The sequence below is a fragment of the Micromonospora sp. USAFONa4 genome (assembly GCF_057197825.1).
In genome coordinates, this window is the sequence record NZ_CM170072.1 from 6,974,015 (window position 1) to 6,992,465 (window position 18,451).

The 18,451-nt window shown below is 74.4% G+C and carries 23 protein-coding genes; 4 read left to right on the forward strand and 19 right to left on the reverse strand.

Translation table 11 applies throughout. The features are described 5' to 3' along the window. Positions 1-2: 2 nt before the first annotated feature. The 13 genes from AC0OO9_RS30140 to AC0OO9_RS30200 all read right to left on the reverse strand — a co-directional run bounded on the left by AC0OO9_RS30140 (position 3) and on the right by AC0OO9_RS30200 (position 10,835). Positions 3-1,226 carry a nitric oxide synthase oxygenase gene (locus AC0OO9_RS30140; RefSeq protein WP_484518091.1) on the reverse strand — a complete coding sequence of 408 codons (1,224 nt, stop codon included), beginning with the start codon at positions 1,224-1,226 and terminating at the stop codon, positions 3-5. 347 nt (positions 1,227-1,573) lie between these two features. Further along, positions 1,574-2,158 (reverse strand): MerR family transcriptional regulator, encoded by a 585-nt coding sequence (locus AC0OO9_RS30145; RefSeq protein WP_151454620.1) that lies wholly within the window; start codon positions 2,156-2,158, stop codon positions 1,574-1,576. 188 nt (positions 2,159-2,346) lie between these two features. Beyond that, the gene (locus AC0OO9_RS30150) at positions 2,347-2,811 is read right to left on the reverse strand and encodes a bifunctional nuclease family protein (protein ID WP_132237713.1); all 465 of its coding nucleotides are present in this window, start codon (positions 2,809-2,811) and stop codon (positions 2,347-2,349) included. Positions 2,812-2,987: 176 nt separating this feature from the next. Beyond that, positions 2,988-3,689 carry a transcriptional regulator FtsR gene (gene ftsR / locus AC0OO9_RS30155; RefSeq protein ID WP_357578891.1) on the reverse strand — a complete coding sequence of 234 codons (702 nt, stop codon included), beginning with the start codon at positions 3,687-3,689 and terminating at the stop codon, positions 2,988-2,990. Between the two features lie 50 nt (positions 3,690-3,739). Further along, complete coding sequence (gene odhI, locus AC0OO9_RS30160; RefSeq protein ID WP_089000305.1) at positions 3,740-4,192, reverse strand: oxoglutarate dehydrogenase inhibitor Odhl; 453 nt, start codon at positions 4,190-4,192, stop codon at positions 3,740-3,742. 212 nt (positions 4,193-4,404) lie between these two features. Continuing rightward, positions 4,405-4,785, reverse strand: a complete 381-nt coding sequence (gcvH, locus tag AC0OO9_RS30165; RefSeq protein WP_151454622.1) for a glycine cleavage system protein GcvH — start codon at positions 4,783-4,785, stop codon at positions 4,405-4,407. A gap of 54 nt (positions 4,786-4,839) precedes the next feature. Beyond that, positions 4,840-5,823 (reverse strand): DUF881 domain-containing protein, encoded by a 984-nt coding sequence (locus tag AC0OO9_RS30170; RefSeq protein WP_484514150.1) that lies wholly within the window; start codon positions 5,821-5,823, stop codon positions 4,840-4,842. Between the two features lie 10 nt (positions 5,824-5,833). After that, on the reverse strand, positions 5,834-6,166 hold the full coding sequence (locus AC0OO9_RS30175; protein ID WP_089000302.1) for a small basic family protein: 333 nt from the start codon (positions 6,164-6,166) through the stop codon (positions 5,834-5,836). Beyond that, positions 6,163-7,107, reverse strand: coding sequence for a DUF881 domain-containing protein (locus tag AC0OO9_RS30180; protein WP_484514152.1), 945 nt, complete (start codon positions 7,105-7,107; stop codon positions 6,163-6,165). The genes AC0OO9_RS30175 and AC0OO9_RS30180 overlap by 4 nt, the downstream gene beginning before the upstream one ends. After that, positions 7,104-7,742: a cardiolipin synthase ClsA gene (gene clsA / locus AC0OO9_RS30185; RefSeq protein ID WP_484514154.1), complete on the reverse strand. Its 639-nt coding sequence runs from the start codon at positions 7,740-7,742 to the stop codon at positions 7,104-7,106. Before clsA ends, AC0OO9_RS30180 begins: the two co-directional genes overlap by 4 nt. A 317-nt stretch (positions 7,743-8,059) precedes the next feature. Beyond that, positions 8,060-8,530: a MarR family transcriptional regulator gene (locus tag AC0OO9_RS30190; RefSeq protein WP_484514156.1), complete on the reverse strand. Its 471-nt coding sequence runs from the start codon at positions 8,528-8,530 to the stop codon at positions 8,060-8,062. 53 nt (positions 8,531-8,583) lie between these two features. Further along, positions 8,584-9,759: a PP2C family protein-serine/threonine phosphatase gene (locus AC0OO9_RS30195; protein WP_484514158.1), complete on the reverse strand. Its 1,176-nt coding sequence runs from the start codon at positions 9,757-9,759 to the stop codon at positions 8,584-8,586. Positions 9,760-10,085: 326 nt separating this feature from the next. Then, positions 10,086-10,835 (reverse strand): SAM-dependent methyltransferase, encoded by a 750-nt coding sequence (locus tag AC0OO9_RS30200; RefSeq protein ID WP_484514160.1) that lies wholly within the window; start codon positions 10,833-10,835, stop codon positions 10,086-10,088. Positions 10,836-10,954: 119 nt separating this feature from the next. Between AC0OO9_RS30200 and AC0OO9_RS30205 the strand changes: the two genes are divergently transcribed. The 3 genes from AC0OO9_RS30205 to AC0OO9_RS30215 all read left to right on the forward strand — a co-directional run bounded on the left by AC0OO9_RS30205 (position 10,955) and on the right by AC0OO9_RS30215 (position 12,622). Beyond that, complete coding sequence (locus AC0OO9_RS30205) at positions 10,955-11,836, forward strand: universal stress protein (RefSeq protein WP_484514162.1); 882 nt, start codon at positions 10,955-10,957, stop codon at positions 11,834-11,836. A 97-nt stretch (positions 11,837-11,933) separates the two neighbouring features. Beyond that, positions 11,934-12,146: a phosphatidylethanolamine-binding protein gene (locus AC0OO9_RS30210; RefSeq protein WP_132237733.1), complete on the forward strand. Its 213-nt coding sequence runs from the start codon at positions 11,934-11,936 to the stop codon at positions 12,144-12,146. Then, a complete protein-coding gene (locus AC0OO9_RS30215; RefSeq protein ID WP_484514164.1) occupies positions 12,143-12,622 on the forward strand; it encodes a hypothetical protein in 480 nt (159 codons plus the stop codon). The genes AC0OO9_RS30210 and AC0OO9_RS30215 overlap by 4 nt, the downstream gene beginning before the upstream one ends. Here the strand turns inward: AC0OO9_RS30215 and AC0OO9_RS30220 are convergent. Beyond that, the gene (locus AC0OO9_RS30220; protein ID WP_132237737.1) at positions 12,619-12,822 is read right to left on the reverse strand and encodes a hypothetical protein; all 204 of its coding nucleotides are present in this window, start codon (positions 12,820-12,822) and stop codon (positions 12,619-12,621) included. The two genes, AC0OO9_RS30215 and AC0OO9_RS30220, sit on opposite strands and share 4 nt — an antisense overlap. A 120-nt stretch (positions 12,823-12,942) precedes the next feature. Between AC0OO9_RS30220 and AC0OO9_RS30225 the strand changes: the two genes are divergently transcribed. Continuing rightward, positions 12,943-13,593 (forward strand): hypothetical protein, encoded by a 651-nt coding sequence (locus AC0OO9_RS30225; RefSeq protein WP_484514166.1) that lies wholly within the window; start codon positions 12,943-12,945, stop codon positions 13,591-13,593. Between the two features lie 5 nt (positions 13,594-13,598). On the opposite strand, the gene AC0OO9_RS30230 is transcribed toward AC0OO9_RS30225, so the two are convergent. The 5 genes from AC0OO9_RS30230 to selA are packed head-to-tail and all read right to left on the reverse strand — an operon-like array spanning position 13,599 to position 18,436. Next, positions 13,599-13,784 (reverse strand): hypothetical protein, encoded by a 186-nt coding sequence (locus AC0OO9_RS30230; RefSeq protein WP_148710079.1) that lies wholly within the window; start codon positions 13,782-13,784, stop codon positions 13,599-13,601. A gap of 51 nt (positions 13,785-13,835) precedes the next feature. Then, a complete protein-coding gene (locus AC0OO9_RS30235) occupies positions 13,836-15,125 on the reverse strand; it encodes a hemolysin family protein (protein ID WP_484514168.1) in 1,290 nt (429 codons plus the stop codon). Position 15,126: 1 nt separating this feature from the next. Continuing rightward, positions 15,127-15,324 carry a hypothetical protein gene (locus AC0OO9_RS30240; RefSeq protein ID WP_089000292.1) on the reverse strand — a complete coding sequence of 66 codons (198 nt, stop codon included), beginning with the start codon at positions 15,322-15,324 and terminating at the stop codon, positions 15,127-15,129. 40 nt (positions 15,325-15,364) lie between these two features. Then, complete coding sequence (gene selB, locus AC0OO9_RS30245) at positions 15,365-17,128, reverse strand: selenocysteine-specific translation elongation factor (RefSeq protein WP_484514169.1); 1,764 nt, start codon at positions 17,126-17,128, stop codon at positions 15,365-15,367. Between the two features lie 3 nt (positions 17,129-17,131). After that, the gene (gene selA / locus AC0OO9_RS30250; protein ID WP_484518092.1) at positions 17,132-18,436 is read right to left on the reverse strand and encodes an L-seryl-tRNA(Sec) selenium transferase; all 1,305 of its coding nucleotides are present in this window, start codon (positions 18,434-18,436) and stop codon (positions 17,132-17,134) included. Positions 18,437-18,451: the final 15 nt, after the last annotated feature.

The window sequence follows — 18,451 nt, forward strand, 5'->3', positions numbered from 1 at the left end:
CCTCAGCCCTCCCGCCGACGGGCCACGTCGTGCCGCTGCCGCAGCGACAGCGCCCCGACGCCCGCCGAACCGTACGCACGGTCGGTCTGCCACAGGTTCGGATTCGGCACCCGGGTGTCGTAGTAGCGGTGGTGCACCGCGTGCAACGCCGCCCACCCCACACTGCCGTTGAGCCACGACCAGTCGCCGTGCACCGGCCGACCCGCCCGCTCCTCCTGCGCGCAGAACCGCATGAACAGCTCCGACTCCGTGTGCGGATCCGACACCCGCACCCCCGCCGCACGGAACGAGTGCAGCACCGCCTGGTTGATCACCAGAGCCGCGTGCTCCCGCCACAGGGTGTCCTCCCGCGAGGTGTCCAACCCCAACCCCCGCGCCACCGGCAGCAACTGGTCGTACCGGTCCCCGTCACCCATGTTCCGGGTGCCGACCTCGTCGCCCAGGTAGTGCCCGTTGAACGGGGCGCAGCTGTAGTCCACCCCACCCACCCGCAACCGCATGTTGCTGATCACCGGCAACGCGTGCCAGCGCAACCTCAACTCCTCGAACCACGAATACGCCGGATGTGTCAGGGCGACCTCGCGCACGAGCTCCCGCGGCGCCTCCACCAACGTCGGATCCTCGTACGCCGTCTCGAGCACCCACGGCAGCAGATCGAACCGGCCCGGCACCGGCGGAGGATGCCACCCCAACGCCCGCACCGCGTCCGTCATCGCCACCTGCGCCGGATCACCCAGGATCGACCCGTCGTCCATCTGGTGCCCGCAGTAGCGGATCAGCTGGTCGTTCCAGAGCCGCGCCCGCGGACCCACCCCCGGCCGGTCCGGCGCGAACACCGTCATCACCGACTGGATCCGCCCGCCGTTGTCCGCCACCGCCAGATGCCGCGCCAGCTCCTCCGCGATGCCCGCCACCGTCGTCACCCCACGGCGGTCACGGACCCGCAACCCCGCCCACCGGACCCGCCCCACGCAGCGCGCCGACTGCCGCCACGCCACCTTCGCGCCGTGCGCCAACTCGTCGCCGGTGTGCCGGTACGTGCCGGTCACCGCGATCTCCTCCCGCACCCGCGCGATCCGGTCCGCCACCCCCGGCAGCCGACGCTCCTCGTGGTACAGGTGCAGGAACTCCACCGCCTCCGCCGTCACGTCCGCCGGCGAGTCGGACGCGTGCGACACGGGACAGCGCTCCGCGTCCCCGGCCCGCACGTCGGCGCCCGCCGCCATCGCGCCGGCATCCACGTCGGTCTGCACTTCGCACTCAATCCGATCGTCGGGCAAGCGTCGCCGCCCGCTGCCTGTGTCGTCGCGCACACCGGGCCCGCAACTGCCCACACCCGACGGACAGCGACCCACGTGCGAAACAGGCGCAACGACGCAGACAGGATTGCCATGATCGTCTGAAGTGTCAACAAGCCGACAGGTCAGGACGTGGCGCACGCCACACCGCCGCAGGCCCCCACCCGACAACCGACCGGACGGCCCGGTCGTGGACGACTGGATGCGCAACGCCGCTGGTGGCGCGGGCACGACCAGCCACGTCGGGCGACGGGCGGATCAGGCCGAGCGCCCCCTCAGCCGGCCCGGCGCCGCGCCCGACGCGCCGCCAACTCGTCACCCACCGGCTCCGCCGCCACCTGCGGCTCCACCGACGTCGCAGGCTCAGACGGCAGGTGCGACAGCGACCCCTGGATCTCCTTGAACGCCCCACCGATCGCGATACCGAACACGCCCTGGCCCCCCTGCAACAGGTCGACCACCTCCTCCGGCGACCGGCACTCATACACGGTCGTGCCGTCGGAGATCAACGTGATGCCCGCCAGGTCCGCCACCCCACGGGAACGCAGCGCCTCGATCGCCTTCCGGATGTTCTGCAACGACACCCCGGCGTCCAGCAGCCGCTTCACCACCTTCAGGACCACCAGGTCCCGGAACGAATACAACCGCTGCGTGCCCGAACCCGAAGCGTCGCGCACACTCGGCACCACCAACCCGGTACGGGCCCAGTAGTCCAACTGCCGGTAGCTGATCCCCACCGCATGGCAGGCCGTCACACCCCGGTAGCCCACGGCACCGTCACCCTCGGTCGCCCACCCCGGCGGCGCCACACCCGGCTCGTCCAGCTCCGTACCCGGATCGGGATCTCGCGGCTCGTGCATCCGGACAACCTCCCCGCCAGTGCGGTGACACGTCGTTTCCGGGACGTGCACCCCTCGACACGGCAACCCTATAGCCGCCTTCAGGAATTGCCCCGCAGAAGCCGCCGCGACACGCCGCGACACGACAACGAAGATCACTCACAGCACCGGAACGTCACCGAACGTGACATCCCGAAGAAGGCCGGAACTCAGCCGGCGAAGTCCTCCGGACGCACCTGGTCCAGGAACTCGCGGAACTTCTCCACCTCGTCCTCCTGCTCGTCCGGGATCACGATCCCCGCCTCGCTGAGGACCTCCTCCGCACAACGAATCGGCGCACCGACCCGCAACGCCAGGGCGATGGAATCACTCGGCCGGGCCGACACCCGCACCCCGTCCCCGAGCAACAGATCGGCGTAGAAGACGTTCTCCTTCAACTCGGTGATCTCCACCGCCTGCAACGGCGCCTTCAACGCCGCCAACACGTCCCGCAGAAGATCGTGGGTCAGCGGCCGGGCCGGCTTGACCCCCTGCTGCTCGTAGGCGATCGCCGTCGCCTCGACCGCACCGATCCAGATCGGCAGATAGCGGTCCCCCTCGACCTCCCTGAGCAGGACGATCGGCTGGTTGCTGGGCAGCTCCACCCGAACTCCGACCACGCTCAGCTCGCGCACCGCCGCCTCCGTGTCGTTGTCACCTACGCCGCACCGCGCCCTTCCCTGCACGGTACACGGACCGCGACACGGCCGTCCCATGCGCTACCCGCACACGCCCGCGCCAGAAAGGGGTTACCCCGGCAAGCCTACGACACGCTTCCCGGGGAAGATCTTTCCACACGGCCCCCGCCGGATCACCGACCCAACGTCGACCGCAACCCCACCCGCACCAACGCCGCATGCAACTGCTGCGACAGCGCCACCAACTCCCGCGCCGTCTCCGCCGCCCGCGCCCGCGCCGCCGGATCACTCTGCCGCGCCAACGGCGTCAACAACTGCGCGAACAGACCAGCCTCCCGATCCGCCGCCGTACGGAACGCCCGCAGATGCCGCGGCTCCAACCCGTACGCCGCCAGACCCGCCACCGCACTCGCGATGATCAACGCATCGTCGTCGTACCAACCCGGCGGATCCGACACCACCACACCGAGGCGCTCCAACTCGCCCAGCGTCGACTCGTCGATCCCGCTGCGCGCCACCAGGTCCAACCGGCCGAGCCGCACCTGCGGCGACCCGACCGGCTCCTCCGGCACCCGCCCCGGAACCTCACCGTCCGGACCCACCGCCACCAACGTCGGCCGCTGCCGACCCGGCGACTCCCCGGACGCGTCCCACTGCGCCAACTGATCACGGATCACCCGCAACGGCAGATACTGGTCCCGCTGCGCGGTCAGCACGAACCGCAACCGCGCCACATCGTCCCAGCTGTACTTCCGGTAACCCGCCGCCGTCCGCTGCGGCTCCACCAGGCCCTCGGCCTCGAGGAACCGCAACTTCGAGATGGTCACGTCCGGGAAATCGACACGCAGCTGACCCAGCACCTCACCGATACTCATCAGCGGGCGCGCACGGGCCGCCTCGGGCGGCGTGGAGGCCGCAGGCTCGTTCACCCCCGGCCGGCCCCCTCCTCGGGACGCGGACCGGCGATGAACACCACCCGGAACTTGCCGATCTGCACCTCGTCACCATTGCTCAACGTGGCCGCCTCGACCCGCTCCCGGTTCACGTACGTGCCGTTCAGGCTCCCCACGTCCCGCACCGTGAACGTCCCACCGTCACGGTGGAACTCGGCGTGCCGCCGCGACACCGTCACGTCGTCGAGGAAGATGTCACTGTCCGGGTGACGGCCACTGGTCGTCACATCGTGATCCAACAGGAACCGGGCACCCGCATTCGGACCCCGGCGAACCACCAGCAGCGCCATACCCGGCGGCAACGAACCGGACATCCGGCTCGGCACCACATCGGTGTCCGGCCCCTCCAGCACTTCGTCGAGCGAACCGAGATTGAGCGTCGAAGTGACGTCGAGTGGGGGGAACTCGTCGTCTGGGCGCGTCATGGGACCACCTCACGGATCTGTTCGGTCGGCGTCGGGTAATGGCGGGTCTGGCCGCCGGGCAGTGCACACCCGGCGGCTGGCTCCCCGTGCCCGGAAAGGCAATTCCGCAACGCTGAACTATTGGTTCTCGGTCGACTGGGCGAGCCTAGCCAGCGCCGAAATGCAGGGCAACCGGACGCGCGGAACACCCGCCACGCCCGAAGGGGACGCACTCAGCTCTCGGTGAGCTCACGATACGCGTCCGCGGACAGCAGACCATCGACCGCCGCCGGATCGTCCGGGGTGATCTCCAGCAACCAACCCGCACCGTACGGATCAGTGTTGATCACCTCAGGGGTGTCGCCGAGCGCCTCGTTGCGCGCCGCCACCGTACCGCTGAGCGGGGCGTAGATCTCCGACACGCTCTTCGTCGACTCGATCTCACCCAACGACTCACCGGCCGCCACCACCACACCCGCATCGGGCAGCTGGACATACACGATGTCACCCAGGGCGTCCTGCGCGAAGTGCGTGATGCCGACCCGGACAGTGCCGCCGCCGTCACCCGCCACCCACTCGTGCTCGGCGGTATACCGCAGATCCTCAGGAATCACCAGACGCGTCCTTCATCCATCGGCGCACCGGAAACCCGGTGCGGGCCGCGCCGGTCAGGAGACCGGACGGGCGTGTTCCAGCTTGATCGGCGCGTGCAGCGCCGAAACCTCGGCAGCCTCACGATCCTCGACGATCAACTTACCGCCGTCACCCGTCACCGACGCCACCACCCCGCCAGGAATGTTCAAGGCCGTACGCATCGTCGCCGGATCACCGATCACCGTGATCGTGAACGGACCCGTCAACCGACGCCCGTCCACCACCAACGACCCGCCCTCCCCGTCCAGGAAGAACGTCGACGCGATGATCCGCACCGTCGCCCGGTCACCACCGGAGATCTGCATCGCCTCCGCGCCCGCGCCCCGCAACTCCTGCACCGCGTCCAACACCCGCGACGCCGAGATCGGCTTCTCACCCGCCTCGAACCGCACCGACAACCCCGGCCCCGTCGCCGGCAACGTCCCCGCCAGGATCCCCAACTCGTCGGCCCGCCGCGTCGCCTCCTCCAACGCCGCCTGCCGCCCCTGCTGACCCGAACGCAACTGCCGCTGGCTCTCCTCCAGCGTCGCGATGTCCTGCCGCAGCCGGACCTCCCGCGAGTTCAGGTCGTACAGGATCCGCACCAGATCCTCCTGCCGCGTCGCCGCCACCGTCGGATCCGTCGACGTCGACTTGAACTGCACCACCAGGGTGAACCCCAGCAACGCCAACAGCGCCGCGATCATCACCCCGGCCGAACTCACCCGCCGCCGCGGCGTCCCACCATCCCCGACCGCCGCCGCCGGCGCGGACGGGGTGGCGCCGGCGGCGGCCCGGCTCAACTCCACCGTCGCGCCGTCGTCAGGCTCCACCACCGCCGGCTCCTGCACGGGCGGCTCCACCGGCGGCGCGGACCGCTCCGGCGCCAACGGGCTCAACTCGTCCGGATCCGGCGCGTCCGGCCGCGGATCGGGCTCCCCCGCCGGACCCGACGGCCGCCCCGGACCCGCCGGCTGCGGCCAACCCGTGCCCGTCTCGGTGTGCTCGTCGCTGCTCATCGCCACCAACCTACGCCCGGAACAGGTGCCGACGGATCGCCGCCACATTCCCGAAGATGCGCACCCCGAGCACGACCACCACGCCGGTGGAGAGCTGACCGCCCACCCCCAGCTGGTCACCCAGATACACGATCAGACCCGCCACCAGCACGTTCGAAATGAACGACACCACGAACTGCTTGTCGTCGAAGATCCGGTCGAGCTTCGCCCGCACCCCGCCGAACACCGCGTCCAACGCGGCCACCACCGCGATCGGCAGGTACGGCTGCAACGCCGTGGGAACCGTGGGGTCGAGCCACACCCCGAGGACCACACCGGCGAGCAACGCCAGCACCGCGATCATCGACCACCTCCGGAGGGGCTGGGAGACGTCCTCGAACCGGTCGGCCCAGGACTGACGGAACGGTCGGCCCCCGACGGCGACGGCGTCGGACTCACCGAGGGCTGCGCGTAGCGTAGCCGCGGGTCCGGAGCGGCCGGCAGGGTGAGGTCCTCCGCCTCCCGCACCCCGAACGACAACCCGGTGTCCTCCGCCACCTTCCGCATCGTCAACGCGCTGCGGCTGTCCTCGTACCGGTCCCGCATCGACCCCGGACCGATCGCCGACACCTCGTACGGGCCCGTCACCGGCCGGAAGTCCACCAGGATCGCCTGCCCCGCCGAACGGATCGTCGACATCGCCGTCAACCGCTGACCGTTGATCGCGATCGCCTCAGCCCCCGCCGCCCACAGGTCGTTTGCCACACCCTGCAGATCGCTGTAGATCACCCGCGACGGCCCCACGTCCGCGCCCGTCACCACGTCCTGGTTCTGCGGCGCGTCCGCCAGGCGCACCACCACGCCGTCACCGCGCACCCGCCCCAGGCCGGTGCCCGCCTCCAGGTTGCGCAACCGCGCCGCCTCGGAGCCACCCAGCGCCGCCGCCCGCTGCCGTGCCACCTCCGCCCGCAGTTCGTCGGCCCGCACCGACAACCGGTCCGTCTCGGTCTCCCGCTGCTTGATCTGCTCGACCAGGCCGGACCGGGCCTGGCTGCGCCCCGGCTCGGCCTCCAGCGTCTGCCGGTACGCCACCGCGAACAGGAAACCCAGCAGCAGCGCCACCAGCACGGTGACGGAACGCGCCGACCACCGCCGCCACCTCGGCGACGGCGTCTGCCGCTCCCGGCGCCGGGCCGCCGCGTCAGCGTAGCCGGGGTCCAGCGGATTACGGAACAGCTCGGTGAGGAAGTCCGGGGCGTACACCCGGTCGCCGCGGCCCCGGCCGTCGCCCGGCGTGCCCGTCATGCCGGCGCTCCCCCGGCCCGGACCGCCCTGACCAGCCGGCCGGCCTGCACGACGTAGAGCGCACCGGCCACCCAGTAGAGCACCAGGCCCCACCAGGCCAGGCCCCAGCCGATCGCCCCGGCGACGGTCGCCGCACCAGGCACCGCCGCGGCGAGCAGCAGGACCGGGAAGGCGGCCAGCAACAGGAAGGTCGCGGTCTTGCCCACGTAGTGCACCGGCGGCGGGCCGTACCCGTGCCGGCGCAGCACCGCCAGCGAACCGAGCAGGAGCAACTCCCGGGCCAGCAGCGCCGCGGTGAACTGCCAGGGCACCACGTCGCGGGCCGTGAACCCGAGCAGGGTGGCGAGGATGTAGAGCCGGTCGGCGAGCGGGTCGAGCAGCTCCCCCAGCCGGCTGACCTGGCGCATCCGGCGCGCGACCCAGCCGTCCACCCAGTCCGTGGTGCCGCCGATGGCCAGCACCACGAGCGCGGCCACGTCGGCGTGCGCGACGAGCAGCAGGTAGAGGAAGAGCGGCACGCCGAGCAACCGGACGAAGCTGATGACGTTCGGCAACGTGAGGATCCGGTCGCCGGCCGATCCGCTCGTGCCGGCGGTAGCCCCCGGGTGCTCTTCCCGAGCCGGCGGACGCGACACCGAACCTCCTCCGCGACACGCTCCGCCGCCCGGCCGAGGACCGGCGGCGCGGAGAACGTGGGCGCTGTCGGGCCGGCTGCCGCCGGCGTCCCCTGCGGTCCCCCGTGTACGGGACCTTCGCCTGACATCGGCCCGCGATCGTGACGATCACGGGCCGGCTGCGCTGCCACTATATCGGGCCCTCGGCGCCTCCTCCGGCCTCAGGCGTCCGGGTTCCTCGACGGCGGTGTCGTCGGGTGTGGTGCGTCACCACCCGTAAGGCATCCTAGGACACTAGTGGAGCAGGTGGGACGGCGTGTGCCCAGGGAGGCGACCCGTCAGGCGGTGCGGGCCTGGGAGTTCGCCGGCGACTCGGTCGGGGCGGCGGTGGCCGCGCGCTCGAACGCCGTCAACGCCAGCAGCAGCTCGTGCTGCGCGCGACCGGGCATCCGGTCCAGCACGGCCTGCACCGCCCGGTGCCGGCGCTCCTGCAGCTCGCGCAGCAGCGCCTCGGCGGCGGCCGTCGGCATCAGCCGCACCTCCCGCCGGTCCCGGGGATCGGGCACCCGGCGCAGCAGCCCGGTGGCCTCCAACCGGTCACAGAGCCGGCTCGCCGAGGACGGCACCACGTCCAGCAACTCGGCCAGGCCGTTGACGTTGGTCTCCGGCCGGCCGCTGATCAGCGACAGCACGCGCAGCTGCGTCGGGGAGACGGCCATCTGGTGCCGGGGCACCGCCGAGTCGAGCACACCGACGAGCGCCTCGGCGGCGGCGTCGATCGCCGCGGCGAGATTCGGAGGTCGCTCCACCCGGTGTCCCCTGCGATCGTCCCGCTCGTGCCCTGCCGGTGCGACGACGGCTCTCACCCGTCGCCCCGCCCGGCGGAACCACGCCAGTCCAGGCAGACGACGACGGCGTCGTCGCGCAAGTCGGCGTCCGCGTGCCAGGCGTGCAGTTCGCGCATCACCGTACCAACTGCCTCCGCCGGCGGTTGCAGCCGCGTGGACCGCATCGCCCGCGCCATCGTCCGCTCGCCGTACGCCCCGCGGTCACCGGGGTCGGCGGCCCACACCCCGTCGCTGACCACGAACAGCCGGTCCCCCGGTTCCAACGCGAACTCCTGGACGTCGTAGCGGGCCTCGGCGAACATGCCCAGCGGCAGCTGCTGCTCCAGGTCGATGGGCGTCACCGTGCCGCCGCGCACCCGCAGCAGGTGCGGGGAGCCGGCGTCCACCGCCCGCACCCGGCCGGTGACGGTGTCCAGTTCGAGGAGCAGCGTGGCCACGTACCGGCGACCACGGTGCTGGTAGAAGACCGTGTCGGAGGCCAACTCGGCCTGCTCGACGAGGCTGCCTCCGGAGCGCCGGGCGTTGCGCAGCGCGTTCACGGTGACGGCGGTCAGCAGCGACGCCGACAGCCCGATGCCGGCGCCGTTGAGCACCGTCACGGTGAGCCGGTCGTCGTCCACGGACCAGTCGAAGTGGTCCCCGCCGACCGTGTACGCCGGTTCCAACTGGCCGGCGAGTTCGAACGCCGCGTGGCTCACGCCGCGCCCCGGCAGCAGCTCCCACTGCATCTCGGCGGCCATGCTGAGTCGCTCCCGCCGGCGGACCCGACGGTACCGGTCGGTCTCCCGGTCCGCCGCGCGCAGCACGACGGCCAGCTCGCCGGCGATGTCCGCGGCCCGCTCGACGACGTCCGGGTCGGGCGGGCCGGGCAGCTCGACCAGGAGCACACCCAGCCGCTCCCCCCACACCGACAGCGGCAGGTAGAGACGGCACCGGCCCTCGTCGGTGTCGGTGACCGGCTGCTGGCTGCTGAAGCAGCGCTGCGCCACGTCGTGGCAGGCGAGGAAGCCGCCGCCGGAGAGGTCCACGTCGAGCACCGGCCAGAGCCCGGTGATCCGGTAGTCGGCGATGAACACGTCCGTTCGCGAGGCGCCCAGGGCGGACCGGATAACCTGGTCCGCCGCCTCCACCACCTGGTCGGGCGGGGCCGCACGAAGCGCACGCGAGACCTGGCCCGGTGCCTCCAACATGATCATCCTCCGGAAGCTTGCCGTAGGGCAAGCATCATACGGAGCCCTCTCCCCCGCCCTCCGGGCGGGCGGGTGCCAGCCGCCGTGCCCCCGCACCCGGCTCGGGGCACGGAGCCCGGAGCCCACGTCGCCTCAGGCGGCGCCGACGGCAGCCGGGTGCTGCGGGGGCAGCCGCACGCACTGACGACGGCCAGGTTGCTGTGGCTCTCAGGCGGCGGGCGGCGACCCGTGTTCAGGCGACCGGTGTCCAGGCGGCCACCCGGGTGCCGCGATGACGGCCGGTCAGGACGGGAGACCGCACACGCGTACCTCGCCGTCCGAAGGCGTCAGCACGCCGGGGAGTGGACGGCGATCCCACCGTGGAAGGCGTCGGGCACCTGCGCGGGCGGGCCGTCCGGCCGCCACCGGGTGATCGGGACGATGCCGTCCTCGGTGGGCGTCCAGCGGCCCAGCAGCGGCACGAACGCGGCCGGCGGGCGCATCCGGAACGCCGGACCCATCATCGCGAGGGCCGCCGGGTAGCCGGCCAGTTCCTCCGTGTCGAAGTCGACGGCGAGCAGGCTGCCCGGCGCATTGGCCTCGTAGAGCTCGTCGAGGGTGCGGGCCAGCGTCTCGTCGTCGAGGAACGCGGCCAGACCGAGGAAGACCACGCCGACCGGTCTCCTCCCCCACCCCGGCACGAACCGGTGCAGCTGGGCGCGGTCGACCGTGCCGATGTCGGTGGCGTCGCCGTAGCCGTAGCCGGCCCGGTCGCTGCCGGCCAGCAGGCGCTGGCCGAGGCGGATGGTGACCGGGTCGACGTCGGTGTAGAGGACGGTGGCGTCCGGGGCGACCTCGTGCACGTTGCCCATGGTGGGCACCCCGGCGCCGAAGACGAGGAAGCTGTCGACCCCCCGCGCGGCCATCGCCCGGACCGCCCGGCCGAGAAACGCGCGCAGCTCGCGGAAAACCGGCTCGCACGGCCCGTACGCCTGCTCGAAGTCGCGGGCGGCCGCCACGTCGACCGGGAAGTGGTGCTCCCCGCCGAGCCAGAAGTCGATCATCCGCGCGGTGCTCGGCTGGTCCGGCTCAACCATCGACGACGCTCCCTCCCCGGTGGGCGTGGACAGCGTACCCACCGGTCGGCCTGCGCGGTATCGGCCCGCCGACGGGTTCCCGGCCGCGATACTGGCCGGAAAGCGGCGGGAGGTGGGCGGTGAACTCGGCGAACGGCGCGGCGGTGGTCGTCGGCGCGGACGGCTCGGACTCGTCGCTGCGCGCCGTGCGGCTCGCCGCCGTCGAGGCGGCCCGCCGGCACCGGCCACTGCGGATCGTGCACGCCTTCATCTGGCCCCTGCTGCGCGTGCCGGTCGACGCCCCCGCCGCCGGCCCGCCCGGCGCCGGCCTGCGGCACCAGGCGGAGCAGGTCGTCGCCGCCGCCACCGACGAGGCCGAGGCGACGGTGCCCGGCTTGCGGATCTCCGGCGAGATCATCGACGGCGAGGCCGCCGCGGTGCTGCTCGGGGAGTCGCCGGCCGCCGCGATGATCGTGCTCGGCGACCGGGGGCTCGGCGGCTTCTCCGCCCTGGTCGTGGGGTCCGTCGCGGTGCAGGTCGCCGCGTACGCCGACTGTCCCGTGCTGGTCGCCCGGGGCACCGACCACCCCGACGGGGCCGTCGTCGTCGGCGTGGACGGCTCCGAGACGGCCCGGCTCGCCGCGGAGTTCGCCATGGAGGAGGCGTCGGTACGCGGCGCGGCGGTCGTCGCGTTGCACGCCTACCGGCATCCGACCTCCACCGGCCCCGGGGACATGCGACCACTGGTGTACGACGACGCCGAGCTGCGTTCCGAGGAGGAGCGGGTGGTCGCCGAGTCGCTGGCGGGGCTCACCGAACGGTGGCCGGACGTGCCCGTCACCCGGGAGACGACGCGGGGCCGCCCCACCACCGTGCTCGCCGAGGCGTCCCGGCGGGCCCAGCTGCTGGTGGTCGGCCGGCAGGGACGCGGCGAGCTGACGGGGCTGCTGCTGGGCTCGGTGAGCCAGTCGCTGCTGCACCACGCCGACTGCCCGGTCGCGGTGGTCCGCGCGCCGCGCTGAGCGGGCACCGCGCCGGACCGGTCGCGGGGTTGGCCCCCGCGCAGGCGGGTAGACGAGCGCGGTACGCCAACGGCGACGACGACCGGAGGAGGCAGTGATGCCAGGACCACGGCCGGGCAGCAACGCGTACGACAAGCAGCGGGCGCGCATCCGGAACGCGATCGACGATTCGGGACGACGGGTGCCGGACGACAAGGCCAACGACGTGGCCAACCGGATCCTGCAGTCCGACCGGGGACAGCGGGGGGTCGTGCGCGGCGAGCGGGTCTACGGCCCCAAGGGCGAGCGCGAACCGGGCGACCCGAGGTGAGGGCGACGAACCTGGCCGACGGGGCGATCGCCGGCGCGGTCGGCAGCGCCGCCCTGAACATGGTCAGCTACCTCGACATGGTGCTGAGGGCGCGGCCGGCGAGCAGCACCCCGGAGGAGACCGCCGGGCGGGTGGCCCAGGTGGCACACGTCGGCCTGGGACCCGAGGACCGGGCGGCCAACCGCCGCTCGGGCCTCGGGCCCCTGCTCGGCTACGGCATCGGCGTGGCGGCGGGCGTCGGGTACGCCCTGCTCGCCCGGGGCCACCGGATGCCGCTGCCGCTGGCCGCCGGGGTGCTCGGCGGCACCGTCATGACGATGTCCGACGGGTCGATGACCGTGCTGGGCGTGACCGATCCGCGCACGTGGCGCCGGTCGGACTGGCTGGCCGACATCGTGCCGCACCTCGCGTACGGCGTGGCGGCCGCAGCCACCTGGAACCGGCTGCGGCCGCCCGTCGCGGGCCGGAGCTGCTAGCCCCGGGCGCTCTCGTCGTCGGCGACCGGCTCCGTGGCCGGGCCGTACGGCGACACCTGCCCCCGGGGCACCGGGCGCCCCTCGTCGCCGTGCGACGAGCCGCGGTTGCGCGGGTGCCCCGCGGGGTTGGGGCCCTTGCTGTCCTGGCTGGTGGCGCCCTTGTTGTTGCGGCGGAACTCCTCCTGCTGCGGGTTCACCACGGGTTTCTCCTTCCGGGGTCCGGCCGTGTCCGACGTCGGTTACCCGTCCGCCCCGGCCGCATACCCGCCGGGGCGGACGGTCGCAGGGGTGGCCGGGCGCAGGGCGGGTACACCCCGAGGATGGGCGACGACCGGAAGGTGGCGCGGGTCCTGCTGGAGCGGCGCGGCCGCACGTACGCCGAGGAGGCGGGCATCACGCTCGCCGACCGGCCCGCCCCGCTCTACCAGCTGCTGGTGCTCGCCACGCTGCTGAGCACCCGGATCCGGGCCCGGGTGGCCGTGGCGGCCGCCCGGGAACTCTTCGCCGCCGGCTACCGGACCCCGCAGGCGATGGAGGCGGCGAGCTGGCAGGACCGGGTCGACGCGCTGGGCCGGGGCCACTACCGCCGCTACGACGAGCGGACCTCGACGATGCTCGGCACCGGCGCCCGGCTCTGCCTGGACCGCTGGCGGGGCGACCTGCGCCGGCTGCACCGCGACGGCGGCGGTGAACCGGCCGGGCTGCGCCGCCTGCTGACCGAGTTCCCCGGCATCGGCCCCACCGGCGCCGACATCTTCCTGCGCGAGGCGCAGGTGGCCTGGGCCGACCTGCGCCCGTACGCCGACCGGCGGGCCCTGGCCGGCGCGAAACGCCTCGGCCTGCCCGGCTCGGCGGACCGGCTGGCCGGGCTGGTCGCCCCGGGCGACTTCGGCCGGCTCGCCTCGGCGCTGGTCCGGGTGGCCCTCGGCGAGGAGTCCGCCGGTGAGGTCACCCGCGCCGCCGCCGCGTGAGCGGGCTACTTCGCCGTCTTGTCGCCCGGTTTCGTCAGGTGCCACACCAGCAGCGCCGCCAGCAGCGCGAGCACGACGAGGCCGCCGGAGACGCCCCGGCCGTCCTCCTCGCTGCGGCCGGTGGTGCCGAAGTAGATCACCGCGAGCCCGGCCAGCACGGTGACGAACGTCCGCATCCCTCGGTCCTTCACGTACCGGACGGTACGTCCTGATCCACGCCGTTCGTGGCGTTTCCGCCGCCGTCACCCGACCGGGTCGGGGCCGGTGGAGAAGCCGCGCAGCCGGACCCGGCGGATGGTGCGGCCGGCCACCTCCACCACCTCGACGGTCAGCCCCGGTAGGTGCACCGTCTCCCCCGGTCCGGTCGGCAGGTGCCCCAGCCCGGCCAGCACCAGCCCGGCCACCGTCGTGTACTCCCGCGACGGCCGGAAGTGCAGGCGCACGCCGACGTCGGCCAGGTCGTGCAGCGGGAAGTCGCCGGGCATCAGCAGCGAGCCGTCCGGTTCCCGGGTCACCCCGGTCACGTCCCGGTCGGTCTCGTCGTACAGCTCCCCGACGACCTCCGCCAGCAGGTCCTCCATGGTGATCAGGCCGTCGACCCCGCCGTGCTCGTCGACGACGAGGGCGAGCTGCTGATGGCAGAGCCGCAGCTCGCGCAGCGCGTCGGAGACGGGCAGGGTGCCGGGCAGCAGCAGCGGCGGACGGGCCCGGTCGGCGACCGTCGCCGCGTCCGCCCCGACGAGTTCGCGGATGTGCACCACGCCCCGCACCGCGTCGAGCCCACCCGGCCCCACGACCGGGGCGCGGGAGCGGCCGGCGGCGGCGAGCCGGCGCAGCCCGTCGGCCGCGGGCATCGTCGCGGGGAGCACCGTGACGGCCAGCCGGGGCACCAGGATGTCCCGCAGCGTCCGGCCGGCGATGTCGAACGCGCCGGTGAGGATCTCCCGCTGCTGTGCGGACAGGCCCCGCTGGCTGACCAGGATCTCCCGCAGCTCGTCCTCGGTCATCTCCGTACGGCTGGCGCGCGGGTCCCCGCCGGCGAGCCGCACCACCACGTCGGTGGCCTTGCTGAGCAGCCAGACCGCCGGCCGCGACAGCCGGGCCAGCAGGTCCAGCGGACCGGCGCTGACCAGCCCCCAGCGTTCCGCGCGCTGCATCGCCAGCCGCTTGGGGGCCAGTTCGCCGACGACCAGGGTGACGAACGTCAGCAGCACGGTGACCAGGACGACCGCCACGCCGCGCGCGGCCCCGCCCAGGAAGCCCAGCGGCCCCACCAGGGGCTCGGACAGGGAGATCGCGGCGGCGGCGGAGGCGAGGAACCCGGCCAGGGTGATGCCCAGCTGGATGGTCGCCAGGTACCGGTTGGGGTCGCGGACCAGCCGGGCCAGCCGCTCACCGGACCGGCTGCGCCGGCCCAACTGCCGCACCTGCCCCTCGCGCAGCGTCACCAGCGCCATCTCGCTGCCCGACAGGGCCGCGTTGACCAGCACCAGCACCGCCACCAGCGCGAGCTGACCGAACTGCGCCCCCATGTCAGTCGACCTCCAGGTCGTCGAGGGAGATCTTGTGCGTCATCAGCCACCGGGCCAGCGCCGACATCCCGAACAGCCACAGCGGCGCGGACTCGGTGGTGCCGTTGGTGGCGAAGATCGCGAAACGCAGGTCCGGCGCCCGGTACGCCTCGATCCGCCACTTGTGCTGCCGGTCCCGCCAGACCGCGGAAGGGTCCATGGCGCCACGCTAGGCGACCACCGGCCCCGCCGGGGCGGCTTCAGGAGCGGGCCGTCACCACGACCCGCGCGTCGTCGGGCAGCCGGCGGGTGGCGCCGCGACGGTCCAGCAGCTCCAGCAGCGGCACCGCGACCCGGCGGGTGGTGTCCAGCGCCCGCCGCGCGGCGCTGAGCGTGAACGGCTGGGGCAGCCCGGCCAGCACCCGCACGGCGTCGTCGGCCGCGCCGGGCAGCAGCACCACGTTCTCCGCGAGGCGCAGCAGCGCCCCCGCACGGACGGCCGCGCCGATCTCCCGGGGCCCCAGCCCCAGGTCGGCGAGGTGCTCGGCCTCGGGGGCGCGGAACGGGCGGTCGGCGTACTCGGCGCGGACCCGGGCCACGGCCCGGGCCACCGGTTCCGGCAGCGCGTCGACCGCCGACGCGGTGACCCGGCCGGCGCGCAGCCGCAGCGGCGGCCGGACCAGCGCCTCGACCAGCGCCCGCTCGGGCAGGTCCAGGCGCTGGCGCAGCAGCTCGACCGGCGCGCCCGCCTCCAGCGGGTGCTCCCGCGAGTGCCGGGCGACCTCCTCGACCAGCCGGGCGCCGAGGCCCCGCCAGTGCTCCGGGTCGGCCAGCCAGTCGCCGGCGACCGGCCGCCCGGTGACCTCGACGCCCATGCGGATCAGGTCGGCGGCCCGGGCCAGCCGCCGCCGGCGCAGCTCGCCGGTCAGCTCGGGGCGGCCGTCCACCGTCGCCAGCACCGCCGCGCGGGCGACCGCCGCGCCCCGACGGGTCAGCGGCGGCGGAGCCACGTCCAGCACGGTCACCCCGCCCGCGACGTGGTGCCGGCCCGGGTCGCGCAGCAGCGCCCGGTCCCCGACCAGCAGCGGCATCGGCCGGGCCAACCGCAGCCGGGCCGTGTCCGGGCCGAGCGGCCGGACCCGGGCCGGCACCGCCGCCGCGCCGATGTGCAGGGTCAGGGTGGCCGGCAGCTCCCCGCTCGGGTCGCCGGCCAGCCGCACGTCCAGCAGGTCCGTGCGGTGGAACCGGCCGGGGGTGAGCAGCGCGTCGCCGCGCCCCAGCCTGTCCCGGGGCGTGCCGCGCAGGTTCACCGCCACCCGGGCGACCGGGCCGACCTCGGGCCGGGCCACGCCGAGGGAGTGCAGGCCGCGTACCCGCACCGGCTCCGCGCTGCCGGCCAGCTCCAGCTCGTCGCTCACCCGCAGCCGACCGGCGCCGAGCGTGCCGGTCACCACCGTGCCGGCGCCGCGGACGGTGAAGGCGCGGTCCACCCACAGCCGCACCGGGGCGTCGGCCCGCGGGGCGGGCAGCCGGGCGGCGAGCCGGTCCAGCGCCGCGCGCAGCTGCGGCAGGCCGGCGCCGGTCACCGCGCTCACCGCCACCGCGTCCACCGCGCCGAGGGAGGTGGCGGCCAGCTCCGCCCGGGCGCGGGCCGTCGCCGGCCCCGGATCCGCCAGGTCCGCGCGGGTCACCACCAGCAGGCCGTACGCCACGCCGAGCGCGTCCAGTGCCGCCAGGTGCTCGGCCGACTGCGGCATCCAGCCCTCGTCGGCGGCGACGACGACCAGCGCGGCGGGCACCGGGCCGACGCCGGCGAGCATGTTCGGCACGAACCGCTCGTGTCCCGGCACGTCGACGAACGCCACCGTCGCGCCCGAGGGCAGCGTGCTCCAGGCGAAGCCGAGGTCGATGGTCATGCCCCGGCGGCGTTCCTCGGCCCACCGGTCGGGTTCCATCCCGGTCAGCGCCCGCACCAGTGTCGACTTGCCGTGGTCGACGTGCCCGGCGGTGGCCACCACGAACACGCCTCAGCCCTCCCCGGGCACGCGCAGCACGGCGGCGCGCAGCGCCGCGTCGGCGTCGGCGGGCACGCAGCGCAGGTCCAGCAGCAGCCGCCCGCGTACCACCCGGCCCAGCACCGGCGGGTCGCCGAGGCGCAGCGGAGACGCGTACCGCTCGGGCAGGGCGAGCGCCCACGAGGGCAGCTCGACGCCGGGGGCGCCACCGCCGCCGACGACCGCCCCGGCGGGCACCACCTGCACCTCGCACCCGTCGGCGGCGAGCGCCTCGCACAGCCGCTCGGTGCGCCCGCGCAGGGCGTCCGGGTCGGCGTGCAGCGCGGACCGGGTGGGGGTCGCCGGATCGGCGAGGGTGGCGGCGAGCGCGGCGAGGGTCAGCTTGTCCACCCGCAGCGCCCGGGCGAGAGGGTGCCGGCGCAGCCGCTCGACGAGGTCGGCGGCACCGAGCAGCAGCCCGGCCTGCGGACCGCCGAGCAGCTTGTCGCCGCTGGCGGTGACCAGCGCCGCCCCGGCCCGCAGGGTGCTGGCGGCGTCCGGCTCGGCGGGCAGCAGGGGGTCGGGCGCGAGCAGCCCGGAGCCGATGTCGGCGACCACGGGCACGCCGAGGGTCGCCAGCCGCCGCACCGGCACGGCGGAGGTGAAGCCGGTGACCTGGAAGTTCGACGGGTGCACCTTGAGCACGAAGCCGGTACGGGGACCGATGGCGGCGGCGTAGTCGTCGAGCGTGCTGCGGTTGGTGGTGCCGACCTCGCGCAGCCGTGCGCCGGTGCTCTCCAGCAGGTCGGGCAGGCGGAACCCGTCGCCGATCTCCACCAGCTCGCCCCGGCTGACGACGATCTCGGCGTCGGCGGCCAGCGCGGTCGCGGCGAGCACCAGCGCGGCGGCGCCGTTGTTCACCACGTGCACCGCGCCCGCGTCGGGCACCGCCGCCGCGAGGGCGTCGAGGGCGTCGCGTCCGCGCCGGGCCCGCCGCCCGGTGCGCAGGTCCAACTCGACGTCGGTGTGCCCGCTGGCGGCGGCGACCGCCGCCACGGCGGCGGGCGAGAGCGCGGCGCGACCCAGGTTGGTGTGCAGCACCACGCCTGTGGCGTTGAGCACCGCCCGGGGCGCCGGCGCCGGCAGGGCGGCCAGCGCGGCGTCGCGTACCGCCTCGGGGGTGATCTCGCCCCGGCGGGCGCGCTCCTGGGCGCGGTGGACGGCGGCCTTGACCCGCTCCCGGCCCAGGGTGGCCGCCGCGGCGGTCAGCCGGGGGTCGGCGAGCAGCGCGTCGGTGCGCGGCACCCGCCGGCGCGGATCGGCCGCGACGTCCCCCATGATCCCCACTTCCGC

What these genes read in the sequence shown, in the direction of transcription:
- selA (WP_484518092.1), bottom strand. Translation starts at nt 18,436, where the DNA reads ATGGGGGACGTCGCGGCCGATCCGCGCCGGCGGGTGCCGCGCACCGAC.
- AC0OO9_RS30195 (WP_484514158.1), bottom strand. Translation starts at nt 9,759, where the DNA reads ATGTTGGAGGCACCGGGCCAGGTCTCGCGTGCGCTTCGTGCGGCCCCG.
- AC0OO9_RS30210 (WP_132237733.1), top strand. Translation starts at nt 11,934, where the DNA reads ATGCCAGGACCACGGCCGGGCAGCAACGCGTACGACAAGCAGCGGGCG.
- AC0OO9_RS30140 (WP_484518091.1), bottom strand. Translation starts at nt 1,226, where the DNA reads ATGGCGGCGGGCGCCGACGTGCGGGCCGGGGACGCGGAGCGCTGTCCC.
- AC0OO9_RS30240 (WP_089000292.1), bottom strand. Translation starts at nt 15,324, where the DNA reads ATGGACCCTTCCGCGGTCTGGCGGGACCGGCAGCACAAGTGGCGGATC.
- ftsR (WP_357578891.1), bottom strand. Translation starts at nt 3,689, where the DNA reads ATGAGTATCGGTGAGGTGCTGGGTCAGCTGCGTGTCGATTTCCCGGAC.
- odhI (WP_089000305.1), bottom strand. Translation starts at nt 4,192, where the DNA reads ATGACGCGCCCAGACGACGAGTTCCCCCCACTCGACGTCACTTCGACG.
- AC0OO9_RS30200 (WP_484514160.1), bottom strand. Translation starts at nt 10,835, where the DNA reads ATGGTTGAGCCGGACCAGCCGAGCACCGCGCGGATGATCGACTTCTGG.
- AC0OO9_RS30180 (WP_484514152.1), bottom strand. Translation starts at nt 7,107, where the DNA reads ATGACGGGCACGCCGGGCGACGGCCGGGGCCGCGGCGACCGGGTGTAC.
- AC0OO9_RS30225 (WP_484514166.1), top strand. Translation starts at nt 12,943, where the DNA reads ATGGGCGACGACCGGAAGGTGGCGCGGGTCCTGCTGGAGCGGCGCGGC.
- AC0OO9_RS30170 (WP_484514150.1), bottom strand. Translation starts at nt 5,823, where the DNA reads ATGAGCAGCGACGAGCACACCGAGACGGGCACGGGTTGGCCGCAGCCG.
- AC0OO9_RS30175 (WP_089000302.1), bottom strand. Translation starts at nt 6,166, where the DNA reads ATGATCGCGGTGCTGGCGTTGCTCGCCGGTGTGGTCCTCGGGGTGTGG.
- AC0OO9_RS30235 (WP_484514168.1), bottom strand. Translation starts at nt 15,125, where the DNA reads ATGGGGGCGCAGTTCGGTCAGCTCGCGCTGGTGGCGGTGCTGGTGCTG.
- AC0OO9_RS30145 (WP_151454620.1), bottom strand. Translation starts at nt 2,158, where the DNA reads ATGCACGAGCCGCGAGATCCCGATCCGGGTACGGAGCTGGACGAGCCG.